Raw genomic sequence first — 13080 nt, 5'->3', positions numbered from 1 at the left:
CCAGTCATGGGAAGGTAATGGCGCTAGGCCACCTGATTGGGGTAGCCGGCCGCTTCGATGGCTGCCTGGATCGCCTCGACCGGCGCGCTGCTGTTCACGCTGACTTGGCGATTCGCCAGGTCGAATTCCAGGCTGGCCCCGCTGTCCACGGATTCGATGGCGGTGGAGATCGTCGAGACGCAGTGGTTACATGACATGTCCGGCACGTTGAATTTCGGCATGAGCGCTTCCTCGTGGTGGGTGTGCTGGACAGCATAAACCTTCCCATTGTTGTAAGGTCAAGCGCTGACAAGCGTTCCCGGCAATCGGGGCATCTCTCGCGCCAAGTTCCTGAAAGAGGAGGCACCCGATGAATATCGGTCAAGCGTCGAAGGCATCCGGCATCTCGGAAAAGATGATTCGCTACTACGAGAGTATCGGCCTCATTGCCCCGGCAAAACGGACGGAGTCGGGGTATCGGATCTTCAGCGAGAAGGACGTTCACGCGCTGCGTTTCATCTCCCGGGCCCGTGACCTGGGCTTCTCGGTGGAGCAGATGGGTAACCTGCTCGCCCTGTGGCAGGACCGCCATCGGGCCAGTGCCGACGTCAAGGCCGTCGCCCAGGCGCACATCGAGGAGCTGGATGGCAAGATCAAGAAGCTGCAGGGCATGCGCCGTACCCTGGAGCACCTGGTGAAGCACTGCCATGGCGACGAGCGCCCGGAGTGTCCGATCCTCGGCGATCTGGCGGCGGAAAGCCTCGAAATGGAAGCCGAGACTCCCTGACGCAGCATCTGCTCGCTACGCTGGTCTCGTTGCCATCACCACTGACCGTCGCGGCGCGGGATAGCCCTCGCGGGTGCGCGTCGGGTCGGCCGGGTCGAGGAAGTCGGCCAGCGACTGGAAGGTCATCCACTCGGTGGAGCGCTGCTCGTCCAGCGTGGTGGGGGCCTCGTCCACTACCCGTACGTCAACGAAGCCGCAGCGCTCGAGCCACTGGCACAGCGCTGCGGAAGAGGGCAGGAAGTAGACGTTGGGCATGGCGGCGTAGCGCTCGCCGGGCAGCAGCACCGTGGTTTCGTCGCCCTCCACCACTAGCGTCTCGAGCACCAGCTCGCCGCCTGGGCGCAGAGCCTCCTTGAGCTGCAACAGGTGCTCCAGCGGCGAGGGGCGGTGGTAGAGCACGCCCATGGAGAACACCGTGTCGAAGAAGGCGAGCCGCTCGGGCACGTCTTCGATGCCCACCGGGAGGAAGTGGGTGCGTCCCCCGTCGGCGTCACCGACGAAGTGGCGCAGGGCCTGGAACTGGTAGTAGAAGCGCGGCGAAGGGTCGATCACCAGCACGAAGGCGGCCCCCGCGCCGGCCATGCGCCAGGCGTGGTAGCCGCTGCCGCCGCCCACGTCGAGCACGCGCCTGCCGCGCAGGTCGGTGAGGTGCGGCGCCACCCGCCGCCACTTCCAGTCGGAGCGCCATTCGGTGTCGATGTGAATGCCGGCGAGCCGGTAGGGGCCCTTGCGCCACGGCGATAGCTTCCTCAGCAGGTTCTCGCACTGGCGCCGCCGGCTGTCGTCGAGCGCGCAATCCACCGTCACCGTATCGGTATCCAACTGGACGTCGCGTGCCTCGGGCAGGGCGGGCAGCTTGGCCACCGCCTTCTCCCAGGCCGGCAGGTCGCCATAGCGCTTGCGGTCGAGCCCTTGGGCCAACTGTTCCGGCAGGCAGGCGAGCCAAGCATCCAGGCCTTGGTCGATGAAGGCGCGATAGAGCGGTCGCTGATCAGCGGGTATCGCCACCTCAGGCCTCCTTGAACGCGATCAGCGAGGCGAAGTTGAGGTACTGGAACCAGGTCAGCGAGCGCGGGAAGCCGGCCCGGGCCAGGCGCGCATGGTGCGCCGCGAGGGTGTCCGGCACCAGCACGTTCTCCAGCGCCGTGCGCTTCTGGCTGATCTCGAGTTCGCTGTAGCCGTTGGCGCGCTTGAAGTCGTGGTAGCGCTCCACCCGCCAGGCGTTGTCGCGCTCGTCGGGGTCGATCACTTTTTCGGAAAGTACCAGCACGCCGCCAGGCTCCAGCGCTTCGAACAGGCGAACCAGCAGCGCCTCGCGATCCTCGGGTGGCAGGAACTGCAGGGTGAAGTTGAGGATCACCATGCCCGAGGGCCGGTAGTCGAGGGTGCGAATGTCGCCCTCGATGACTTCGATGGCGTGCTCGGGACACTCGGCGGCGAGGGTCTCACGGGCGCGGGCGACCATGGCCGGCGAGATGTCCACCGCGGTGAGGCGAAAGGCGTCCGCCGGCAACTGGCCGGCCAGTGCCAGGCTGGCGGCACCCAGCGAGCAGCCCAGGTCGTAGACATGGGCGCCGTGGCGAAGATGGCGACCGGCGATCAGCCCCAGCATGCCGAGTATCTGGCCGTAGCCGGGCACCGAGCGGCGAATCATGTCGGGGAAGCAGGCCACCACCCGTTCGTCGAAGGAGAAGCGCGCGACCCGGTCCAGGGGTGTGGAAAAGATCGCGTCGCGATAAGATGCGTCACTCATGAGCAGGCCGGTTACGTGGATCAGGCCGATATTCTACGCCGGCCGCTGGCCGGCTGCACGGATGGCGCGCCGCGCGGCGGCGAGATAGCGCCGCTGCCGTGCATCGCCACGCGTTGCATTTACGCTGTGGATTTACAGGCGGATACAAGGCTAGCCTGTGGGCGAAGGATGTCGCCCGTCTCACGCTGGCCGTCAACGACGCGGTGTTCCCGCAACGTCAAGGAGGATTGCTATGAACCACACCCCGATCGACCAGACTGGCGCCTGGCAGCGGCTGATGGAGCACGCCGAGGAGATGCGCCCCACCCACCTGCGCGAGCTGTTCCTCGACCAGGCGCGGGGGCGCGCCTTCACGCAGCAGGCGGCGGGGCTGACCCTCGACCTGTCGAAACAGCGCTGGAGCGACACCACGCTTGCGCTGCTGCTCGACCTGGCCCGCGAAGCCGGCGTGCCCGAGGGCATTCAGGCCCTGCTGAGTGGCGATCACGTCAACGTCAGCGAGGATCGTCCGGCGCTGCACACGGCCCTGCGTCTGCCCCCGGAGGCCTCCCTGGCCGTCGACGGCGAGGACGTGGTCCCGGGCGTTCACGCCACGCTGGACCGCATGGCGACCATGGTCGCACGCCTCCACGCCCGCCAGTGGCGCGGCGCTACCGGTCGGCCGATTCACGATGTGGTCAACCTGGGCGTGGGCGGCTCCGATCTCGGCCCGCTGATGGTGACCCATGCGCTGGCCGACTACCGACCCGCCGATGCGCACCATGTCGAGGTGCACTTCGCCTCCACCATGGACGGCTCGCAGCTCGCCGACTATCTCACCCGCTTCAACCCCGAGACCACGCTGTTCGTGATTTCGTCCAAGTCGTTCACCACCATCGATACCCTGTCCAACGCGCGCACCGCCCGCGACTGGCTGATGGCGCGCCTGGTGAACGATGGCATCCAGGGGGTCGACGAGGACATGGTCATGCGTCAGCACTTCGTCGGCGTCTCGGCCAAGCCCGACAAGATGAGCGAGTGGGGCATCGCCGAGGCCAACCAGCTGCTGTTCTGGGAGTGGGTCGGCGGTCGCTATTCGCTGTGGGGAGCGATTGGCCTGCCCATTGCGCTGGTGATCGGCATGGCCAACTTCCGCGAGCTGCTCGCCGGCGCCCACGCCATGGACGAGCACTTCGCCCAGGCGCCTCTCGGCGACAACCTGCCGGTGCTGCTGGCGCTGGCGGGGATCTGGAACGTCAACTTCCTCGACATCCGCGCCCACTCGATCCTGCCCTACGACGGCCGCCTGGAGCACTTCGCCGCCTACCTCGAGCAGCTCGAGATGGAGTCCAACGGCAAGTCGGCCACCCACGACGGGCGCCAGGTGAGCTACTCCACCTGCCCGGTGCTGTGGGGGCAGCTCGGCCCCAACGCCCAGCACGCCTTCTACCAGCTGCTGCACCAGGGTACCCAGCCGGTGGTGTGCGACTTCATCGCCCCGCTCAAGCGCTACGACGACGTCGAGGATGCGGCAACCCGCCGGCACCTGATGGGGCAGCATCGCCTGACCCTGGCCAACTGCTTCGCCCAGTCGCGCCTGCTGATGCTCGGCGATGACGCCATCGACGAACCGGGTGAGCGTCCCGGCCACAAGCGCTACCGCGGCAACCAGCCCTCCACCACGCTGCTGCTCGACCGCCTGACCCCGGCCACCCTGGGAGCGCTGATCGCCCTCTACGAGCACAAGGTGTTCGTGCAGGCTACCATCTGGGGCATCAACCCCTTCGACCAGTGGGGCGTGGAGCTGGGCAAGCAGATCGCCGGTGAAACCGAGCGCATGCTGGCCGACCACCATGGCCACGAGAAGATGGATGCCTCCACCCGAGCGCTGCTCGAAGCGGTCTGGGAGGCCGAGCGGGAGAGCGATCGTTGAAGCAGGGAGAAACGGGTTAGCGTGGAAGGGCTGGCAATGTATACAGTTCGTTCGGTATGCTGAGCGCACCATTGGCGCCGCTGCCCGCCAGCGGCCTGCTCTACCTGCATGGCTTCAACAGCGGCTATGGCTCGCCCAAGGCGGCGCTGATACGGGCCGCCTGCACGGAGCTGGCGCTGCCCTGCGAGACGCCTCAGCTGCCGCATCGTCCTGCGGCCGCGCTGGAGATGGCCGAAGCGCAGTTGAACACGCTGGGGCCGAGTCCGCTGCTGGTCGGCAGCTCCCTGGGCGGCTTCCTGGTGACCTGCCTGGCCGAGCGCCACGACCTCCCGGCGGTGCTGGTCAATCCCGCGGTGCGGCCGGCGCGGCTGGTGGGGGAGTGGGTAGGCGAGGCCTTCGTCAACGAGCATACCGACGAGCGTTTCGTCATCGAGGCGGCGCATCGAGAGGAGCTGGTCGAACTGACGCCGCAGCGCGTGTGCCCCGAGCGCTACCTGCTGCTGCTGGGAACCGCCGACGAGACGCTCGATCCGGCGGATGCCTTCGCCCTCTACCGCGGCGCCCGGACCGTCCTGCACCCCGGCGGCGACCATGTCTTCGGCATGCTGGAGAGCTACCTGCCGGCCGTGCTCGCCCATGGCGGACACTGCCTGCCACCGAGGCGCGTGACTGCCGGGCCACCGGGGCAATGACGCAGACGCAGCCGGGCTTTCAGGGAAGGGGCAGGCCTGCTGGGAGCGCAATCGAATTCGTAATGGCTTTGGGACACGCATGACACAGTACAGTGCCAGCTCAATCGAAGTACTCTCCGGTCTCGATCCGGTGCGCAAGCGCCCCGGCATGTACACCGACACCACCCGCCCCAACCACCTGGCCCAGGAAGTCATCGACAACAGCGTCGACGAGGCGCTGGCCGGCCATGCACGGGAAGTCACCGTGCGCCTGCTGGAGGATGGCGGTATCGAAGTGGCCGACGACGGCCGCGGCATGCCGATCGACATCCATCCCGAGCACGGCGTCTCCGGGATCGAGTTGATCCTTACCCGGCTGCACGCCGGCGGCAAGTTCTCCCAGTCCAGCTACCGTTTCTCCGGCGGCCTGCACGGCGTCGGGGTATCGGTGGTCAATGCGCTGTCGCGGCGCCTGGAGGTCGAGGTGTCGCGCGACGGCGCCCGCCACGCCATGGCCTTCGAGCACGGCGACAAGGTGTCGGAACTGGCCGAGATCGGCAGCGTGGCCAAGCGTACCACCGGTACCCTGGTGCGCTTCTGGCCCGACGAATCCTATTTCGACAGCCCGCGGCTGGCCATGGGGCGGCTCAAGCACCTGCTGCGGGCCAAGGCGGTGTTGTGCCCGGGGCTCAAGGTCACCCTGGTGGAAGCCGACGGCGCCGAAAGCGTCTGGCAGTACGAGGACGGCCTGCGCGACTACCTGGCCCAGGCCACCGACGGCTTCGAAGTGTTGCCGGCCTCGCCCTTGATAGGCCACTTCGCCGACGACGAGCAGGCGGTGGACTGGGCGGTACAGTGGCTCCCGGAAGGCGGCGAGACGCTGATGGAAAGCTACGTCAACCTGATCCCTACGCCCCAGGGCGGCACCCACGTCAACGGCCTGCGTTCGGGCCTGCTCGAGGCGCTGCGCGAGTTCTGCGAATACCGCAACCTGCTGCCGCGGGGCGTCAAGCTCACCGCCGAGGACCTGTGGGAGCGGGTCGCCTACGTGCTCTCGGTGAAGATGCTCGACCCGCAGTTCGCCGGCCAGACCAAGGAGCGCCTCTCGTCGCGCACGGTGGCGGCGTTCGTCTCCAGCGTGGTGAAGGACGCCTTCTCGCTGTGGTTCAACCACCATGTCGACCAGGCCGAGACGCTGGCCGAGCTGGTCATCAGCGCCGCCCAGCGGCGCCAGAAGAGCGCCAAGAAGGTGGCGCGCAAGAAGGTCACCGCCGGCCCCGCGCTACCCGGCAAGCTGGCCGACTGCTCCGGCCAGGACCCGGCCCAGGGCGAGCTGTTCCTGGTCGAGGGCGACTCGGCCGGCGGCAGCGCCAAGCAGGCGCGCAACCGCGAGACCCAGGCGATCCTGCCGCTGCGCGGCAAGATCCTCAACACCTGGGAGGTCGACAGCCACGACATCTACGGCTCCCAGGAGGTCCACGACATCGCCGTGGCGGTGGGCATGGACCCGGGCAGCGATGACCTGACCCAGCTGCGCTACCACAAGATCTGCATCCTCGCCGACGCCGACTCCGACGGCCTGCACATTGCCACGCTGCTGTGCGCGCTGTTCGTGCGCCACTTCCCGGCACTGGTGGACGCCGGCCACGTCTACGTCGCCATGCCGCCGCTCTACCGCATCGACCTGGGCAAGGAGGTGCACTACGCCCTGGACGAGAGCGAGAAGGCGGCGATCCTGCGTCGCCTCGAGGGCAAGCGCGGCACGCCCAACGTGCAGCGCTTCAAGGGCCTCGGCGAGATGAGCCCGCTGCAGCTGCGCGAGACCACCATGGCGCCGGAAACCCGCCGCCTGGTGCAGCTCACCCGCGAGGTCGGCGACGGCACCATGGAGATGATGGACATGCTGCTGGCCAAGAAGCGCGCGTCGGACCGCAAGAGCTGGCTCGAAGACTATGGCAACCTGGCGGATATCGAAGTCTGAGCTACGAGCTACGAGCTACGAGCTGCGGGCTGCGGGGTTCGAAGCCCGAAGCCCGCATCTCGAAACTCTTCCAGAACGTTTCGTGCGGGCACGGCCCGCGATTTTTCCATGATGACAGATAGGGCGCTAACCCCATGACCATGGATATCCAGGTGGCGGAGGGCGACGTCGAGCGCCTCTCGCTGCGCGAATACACCGAGAAGGCGTACCTCGACTACTCGATGTACGTCATCCTCGACCGGGCGCTGCCCCACATCGGCGACGGCATGAAGCCGGTGCAGCGGCGCATCGTCTACGCCATGCGCGAGCTGGCGCTGAACGCCAGCGCCAAGTACAAGAAGTCGGCGCGTACCGTCGGCGACGTGCTGGGCAAGTTCCACCCTCATGGCGACAGCGCCTGCTACGAGGCGATGGTGCTGATGGCCCAGCCGTTCAGCTACCGCTACCCGCTGGTGGACGGCCAGGGCAACTGGGGCAGCCCCGACGATCCCAAGTCGTTCGCGGCGATGCGCTACACCGAATCGCGGCTCTCCAAGTTTGCCGAGGTGCTGCTCGCCGAGCTGGGCCAGGGCACGGTCGACTGGACCCCCAACTTCGACGGCACCATGAACGAGCCGGTGGTGCTGCCGGCGCGCCTGCCCCACGTGCTGCTCAACGGCGGCACCGGCATCGCCGTGGGCATGGCCACCGACATCCCACCGCACAACGTGCACGAGGTGGTCGAGGCGACCTGCCACCTGCTGCGAAATTCCGAGGCTACTACCGCCGATCTGATGCAGTACCTGCCGGCGCCAGACTTCCCCACCGCGGCCGAGATCATCACCTCGCGTGACGACTTGCGCAAACTCTACGAGAGCGGACGCGGCTCGGTGAAGCTGCGCGCGCGCTACGTGATGGAGGAGGGCAAGGTGGTGGTCACCGCGCTGCCCTATCAGGTCAGCGGCTCCAAGGTGCTCGAGCAGATCGCCGCCCAGATGCAGGCCAAGAAGCTGCCCATGGTCGACGACCTGCGCGACGAATCGACCCACGAGGAGCCGACCCGGCTGGTGATCGAGCCGCGCTCCAACCGTGTCGATATCGAGGCGATGATGGCACACCTGTTCGCCACCACCGACCTCGAGAAGAACATTCGCGTCAACCTCAACGTGATCGGCCTCGACGGCCGGCCGCGGGTGATGCCGCTGCCCGAGCTGCTTGGCGAATGGCTCACCTTCCGGCGCAAGACCGTGCGTCGGCGCCTGGAGCATCGCCTGGGCAAGGTCGAGGATCGCCTGCACATCCTCGAAGGCCTGCTCGCCGCCTACCTCAACATCGACGAGGTGATCCGCATCATCCGCGAGGAGGACGAGCCCAAGAGCGCGCTGATGGCCGCCTTCGGCCTCTCCGACCGCCAGGCCGAGGCCATCCTCGAGCTGCGTCTGCGCCACCTGGCCAAGCTCGAGGAGATGAAGATCCGCGGGGAGCAGGACGCGCTCGAAGCCGAGCGCAAGCGCCTCAAGGAACTGCTCGGCAGCGAGGCCAAGCTCACCGACCTGATCGAGGAGGAGCTGCGCGAGGCCGCCCGCGAGCACGGCGACGAGCGTCGCTCGCCCATCGTCGAGCGCGAGGAGGCCAAGGCGCTCTCCGAGGTCGAGCTGATGGGCGCCGACCCCATCACCGTGGTGCTCTCCGAGAAGGGCTGGATCCGTGCCGCCAAGGGCCACGACATCGACCCGGAAGGACTCTCCTACAAGTCCGGCGACCGCTTCGCCCTGGCCGGGCGCGGCAAGACCAACCAGCCGCTGGTGCTGCTCGACGACACCGGCCGCGCCTATACACTGGCCGCCCACAACCTGCCCAGCGCCCGCAGCCAGGGCGAGCCGGTCACCGGCCGGGTCAACGTGGTCGCCGGTGCGCACATGGCCGGGCTGATGCTGGCCCCGCCCGAGACCCGCTACCTGCTCGCCAGCGACGGCGGCTACGGCTTCGTGGCCAGGCTCGAGGAGCTGATCGGCAAGAACAAGTCGGGCAAGGCGGTGCTCTCGGTGCCCAAGGGCTGCCGGGTCATGGCGCCGGTACGCGTGCCCGAGGGCGAGGACATCTGGGTGGCGGCGGTCTCCAACGAGGGGCGGCTGCTGTTGTTCCCGCTGGAGCAACTGCCCGAGCTGGCCAAGGGCAAGGGCAACAAGATGATCGACATTCCCGGCGCCCGTGCCGCGCGGCGCGAGGAACTGGTGCGCGACATCGCGCTGCTGCCCGCGGGGGCGGGGCTGATCGTGCATGCCGGCAAGCGCCACCTGACCCTCAAGGACGCCGATCTGGACTATTATCGCGGCGAACGCGGTCGACGCGGCAGCAAGCTGCCCCGCGGCCTGCAGAAAGTGGATCGCCTGGAGAGTGGGGAATGACACGACGACTGCTGATCCGCGCCACCGGCGCGGCACGACCCGGCCAGCTGGCCGGCCTGGGCCAAGCCCTGGCGCGCAGCGGCGCACGGCTGCTCGATATCAACCAGAGCGTGACCTTCGGCATGGTCTCGCTGGAAGCGCTGGTCGGGCTCGACCGCGAGAGCGACCTGGAGAGCGCGCTCAACCAGGCGGGCGATAGTCTGGGACTCGACGTGCAGGCGATCCAGGTCAGCGCCGAGGATTATCAGCGCTGGAGCGTGCAGGCCAGCGAGCCGCGGCTGATCCTGACCCTGCTCGCGCCGCACCTGCCCGCCGGCATCCTGGCCGAGGTCGGCGCGCTCACCGCCGAGCACGGCCTGACCGTGGAGCTGATCCACCGCCTCTCCGGTCGCGAGGCGCTGGACGACGGCGTCCCCCCCTTCGGCGCCTGCGTCGAGTGCTGGCTGCGCGGCGAGGAGGTCGATCTCGATATCCTGCGCGAAAAGGCCCTGGCCTTGGGGGCCATGCACGGGGTCGATATCGCCATCCAGGAAGATTCGATCTGGCGTCGCCATCGCCGCCTGGTCTGCTTCGACATGGACTCGACCCTGATCCAGGCCGAGGTGATCGACGAGCTGGCGCGCCGCCATGGCGTCTACGAGGACGTTGCCGCAGTCACCGAGCGCGCCATGCGCGGCGAGCTCGACTTTCAGCAGAGCTTCCGTGAGCGCATGGCCAAGCTCAAGGGGCTCGACGAAGCGGTGCTCGTCGAGATCGCCGAGGAGCTTCCGCTGATGGACGGCGTCGAGCGCCTGATGAAGCACTTGAAGCGGCTCGGCTATCGCACCGCGATCCTCTCCGGCGGCTTCACCTACTTCGCCCGCCACCTGCAGGAGAAGCTCGGCTTCGACGAGGTCCACGCCAACGAGCTCGTCATCGAGAACGGCAAGGTCACCGGCGAGGTTCGCGAGCCGATCCTCGACGCCAGCCGCAAGGCCGAGCTGTTGCACGAGATCGCCGCCCGCGAAGGACTCGCCATGGAGCAGACCATCGCCGTGGGCGACGGCGCCAACGATCTCAAGATGCTCGCCGCCGCCGGGCTCGGCATCGCCTTTCGCGCCAAGCCGCTGGTGCGCAGCCAGGCGCGCCAGTCGATCTCGACCCTGGGTATCGATGCCGTGCTCTACCTGATGGGCTATCGCGAGGGGGATCTGGAGGACGACAGTCGGGCGGGTTGACCGGCAGTACTGGTGAAGCAAGGGGAAGTGGCGTACCTTCGAAGATGACTTGAAGAGCCTGTCTCGAAAGATCTGATCACATCGGAGAACGCCATGGCCCAAGCGCATTTCACCGCCGAGCTGCTGGACGAGCTGAACCTGCTCTGCCTGTACAACCTCGACACCAGCCAGGAGGGCATCAAGGTGCACTCCAATGCCGCGCCGGAAGCGGTCGCCGCCGCCTCGCGGCTGCACGCCAAGGGCCTGGTGACCCAGGCCGACGGTGGCTATCTGACGCCGCGCGGCCGTGAGGCCGCCCACTACGCCCAGGAGCTCGCCGGGTTGCTGAACCCCGCCGAACTGACGACATGAGTTCGCCGACCGCTTGAGCGACATGACGACGCCCGCCTCCGAGAGGCGGGCGTCGCGCTTTCCGGCGAAAGACCGGCTCAGGTGTTGAGCACCACGCCGCCGTTGAGATGCAGCGTCTGGCCGCTCATGTAGGAAGACTCCTCGCTGGCCAGGTAGACGTAAGCCGGTCCCATCTCGGAAGGCTGCCCGGCGCGGTTCATCGGCACCTGGCCGCCGAAGGAGGCGACCTTCTCGGCGGGGAAGCTGGCCGGGATCAGCGGTGTCCACACCGGACCCGGCGCCACGGCATTGATCCGGATCCCCTTCTCGGCGAGCGGCACCGCCAGCGAGCGCACCAGCCCCTGGATGGCGCCCTTGGTGGCGGTGTAATCGATCAGCGAAGGGTTGCCCTTGAAGGCGTTGATCGACGAGGTGCAGATGATCGTGTCGCCCTCGTGCATGTGGGGCAGGGCCGCCTTGGTCAGGTAGAAGTGACTGAAGACGTTGGTCTGGAAGGTGCGCTGCAGCTGCTCGTCGGGAATGTCGGTGATGTCGTCCCAGTCGTACTGCTCAGCCGAGTTGTGTACCACGATGTTGAGCTTGCTGAACTCGTTGAGGGTGCGATCGACGATGTCCTGGCAGAACGTCGGTTCTCCCACGTCGCCCTTGAGCACCAGGCAGCGGCGGCCTTCCGCTTCGATCAGGGACTGCGTTTCGCGAGCGTCGGTATCCTCCTCCAGGTGCACGATGATGCAGTCGGCGCCTTCGCGGGCGTAGTGCACCGCCACGGCACGGCCGATGCCACTGTCGCCGCCGGTGATGATCGCCACCTTGTCCCTGAGCTTGTCGGCGCCGCGGTAGCTCTCGCGAATATATTCCGGTCTCGGCTCCATCTTGTACTCGGCGCCGGGCTGGTGGGCTTGCTCTTGAGCTGGCTGTTTCTCTTGGCTCATGTGCCGGACTCCTTTTCCTGTGCACGTGATGTCTTGAAGGTAGGCAGCGCGCAACCGACTGGACAAGGCGGGGAGAGTGAATAAAGGTTTCGCTGTCGTAAGAACTGGTGAGACCACCGGCCGTGTGCTCTCTTCGTTTCGCGCTCGTGATACCATCACGCCGCCTCGACCGCTGGTGTCGCCTGGTCTGCCGCCGGCGGTTCGGCTCCTGTCACTTCGGATTCCTGTCCAAGGTACTTTCGAGAATTTCCAATGAGCGCTTCTTTCGAAACCTGGCGCGACCGCTTCGAGCGACTGCGTGCCCACAAGGCCTTTGAGCTGACGGTAATCACCATCATCGTCGTCTCGGCCCTGCTGATCGGTGCCAAGACCTACGAGGAAGAGGTCAGCCCCTTCCAGGAGTGGCTGCTGCTGCTCGACACGGCGGTGACGGTATTCTTCCTAGTGGAAATCCTGATCCGCATGGCGGCGGAGAAGCGCCTGCGCGACTTCTTCAAGCGCGGCTGGAACGTCTTCGACTTCCTGATCGTCACCGCCAGCCTGATCCCCCTGGACGATTCCGAGATGGTGCTGCTGGCGCGGCTGCTGCGCATCTTCCGCGTGCTGCGTCTGGTCTCGATGATTCCCGAGTTGCGCATGCTGATCGCGGCGCTGTTCAAATCGATCCCGCGCATGGGTTACGTGGCGTTGCTGATGTTCATCATCTTCTACATCTACGGTGCCATCGGCAGTTTTCTGTTCGCCAGCGTCGATGAGAAGCTGTGGGGTAATATCTCGCTGGCCATGCTGACCCTGTTCCAGGTCGCCACCTTCGAGAGCTGGGCCACGGCGGTGCTCTACCCGACCATGGAGCACTACCCCTACGCCTGGATCTACTTTCTTACCTTTATCTTTCTGAATGCCTTCATTTTTCTCAACATGATGATCGGCATCGTGCTCGACGTGATGCAGAAGGAGAGCATTCAGGTGCAGTTGGAGAGCGGCGAGGGGGAAGCCGCCGAGCTGCATGGCCTGCGCAACGACGTGCGGGCGCTGAGCGACCAGCTGGCCCGCATGGAGGCAATGCTGGGGCGGCGCGGGGAGTAACGCTTCCGCTATGCTCTAATCAAC

12 protein-coding genes are annotated in these 13080 nt (G+C 66.8%); 8 read left to right on the top strand and 4 right to left on the bottom strand.

Annotated elements, in window-relative coordinates:
* Nucleotides 1–23: 23 nt before the first annotated feature.
* Nucleotides 24–221, bottom strand: a complete 198-nt coding sequence (locus I4484_RS14990; protein ID WP_197448042.1) for a heavy-metal-associated domain-containing protein — start codon at nt 219–221, stop codon at nt 24–26.
* A gap of 128 nt (nt 222–349) precedes the next feature.
* On the opposite strand from I4484_RS14990, the gene cueR reads away from it, so the two are divergent.
* Nucleotides 350–766, top strand: coding sequence for a Cu(I)-responsive transcriptional regulator (gene cueR / locus I4484_RS14985; RefSeq protein ID WP_197448041.1), 417 nt, complete (start codon nt 350–352; stop codon nt 764–766).
* A 15-nt stretch (nt 767–781) separates the two neighbouring features.
* On the opposite strand, the gene cmoB is transcribed toward cueR, so the two are convergent.
* Both cmoB and cmoA read right to left on the bottom strand, forming a co-directional pair.
* Entirely contained in the window at nt 782–1774 is a 993-nt protein-coding gene (gene cmoB, locus I4484_RS14980; RefSeq protein WP_197448040.1) for a tRNA 5-methoxyuridine(34)/uridine 5-oxyacetic acid(34) synthase CmoB, read from the bottom strand.
* A gap of 1 nt (nt 1775) precedes the next feature.
* Nucleotides 1776–2519 (bottom strand): carboxy-S-adenosyl-L-methionine synthase CmoA, encoded by a 744-nt coding sequence (cmoA, locus tag I4484_RS14975; protein ID WP_197448039.1) that lies wholly within the window; start codon nt 2517–2519, stop codon nt 1776–1778.
* 232 nt (nt 2520–2751) lie between these two features.
* On the opposite strand from cmoA, the gene pgi reads away from it, so the two are divergent.
* The 6 genes from pgi to I4484_RS14945 all read left to right on the top strand — a co-directional run bounded on the left by pgi (nt 2752) and on the right by I4484_RS14945 (nt 11038).
* Entirely contained in the window at nt 2752–4431 is a 1680-nt protein-coding gene (gene pgi / locus I4484_RS14970) for a glucose-6-phosphate isomerase (protein WP_197448038.1), read from the top strand.
* Nucleotides 4432–4487: 56 nt separating this feature from the next.
* Nucleotides 4488–5123, top strand: coding sequence for a YqiA/YcfP family alpha/beta fold hydrolase (locus I4484_RS14965; protein WP_197448037.1), 636 nt, complete (start codon nt 4488–4490; stop codon nt 5121–5123).
* 79 nt (nt 5124–5202) lie between these two features.
* On the top strand, nt 5203–7083 hold the full coding sequence (gene parE / locus I4484_RS14960) for a DNA topoisomerase IV subunit B (RefSeq protein ID WP_197448036.1): 1881 nt from the start codon (nt 5203–5205) through the stop codon (nt 7081–7083).
* A 134-nt stretch (nt 7084–7217) separates the two neighbouring features.
* Complete coding sequence (gene parC, locus I4484_RS14955; protein WP_197448035.1) at nt 7218–9470, top strand: DNA topoisomerase IV subunit A; 2253 nt, start codon at nt 7218–7220, stop codon at nt 9468–9470.
* Entirely contained in the window at nt 9467–10687 is a 1221-nt protein-coding gene (serB, locus tag I4484_RS14950; RefSeq protein ID WP_197448034.1) for a phosphoserine phosphatase SerB, read from the top strand. The genes parC and serB overlap by 4 nt, the downstream gene beginning before the upstream one ends.
* 93 nt (nt 10688–10780) lie before the next feature.
* Complete coding sequence (locus tag I4484_RS14945; protein ID WP_159553541.1) at nt 10781–11038, top strand: TIGR02647 family protein; 258 nt, start codon at nt 10781–10783, stop codon at nt 11036–11038.
* Nucleotides 11039–11115: 77 nt separating this feature from the next.
* On the opposite strand, the gene I4484_RS14940 is transcribed toward I4484_RS14945, so the two are convergent.
* Nucleotides 11116–11970, bottom strand: coding sequence for an SDR family oxidoreductase (locus I4484_RS14940; protein ID WP_197448033.1), 855 nt, complete (start codon nt 11968–11970; stop codon nt 11116–11118).
* A 252-nt stretch (nt 11971–12222) separates the two neighbouring features.
* Between I4484_RS14940 and I4484_RS14935 the strand changes: the two genes are divergently transcribed.
* Nucleotides 12223–13056, top strand: a complete 834-nt coding sequence (locus I4484_RS14935) for an ion transporter (protein WP_197448032.1) — start codon at nt 12223–12225, stop codon at nt 13054–13056.
* The last annotated feature ends 24 nt before the right edge of the window (nt 13057–13080 follow it).

The sequence above is a fragment of the Halomonas sp. SS10-MC5 genome, from assembly GCF_015992245.1.
Lineage (GTDB): Bacteria > Pseudomonadota > Gammaproteobacteria > Pseudomonadales > Halomonadaceae > Halomonas > Halomonas sulfidoxydans.
This window is presented reverse-complemented; position numbering and strand designations above follow the sequence as displayed.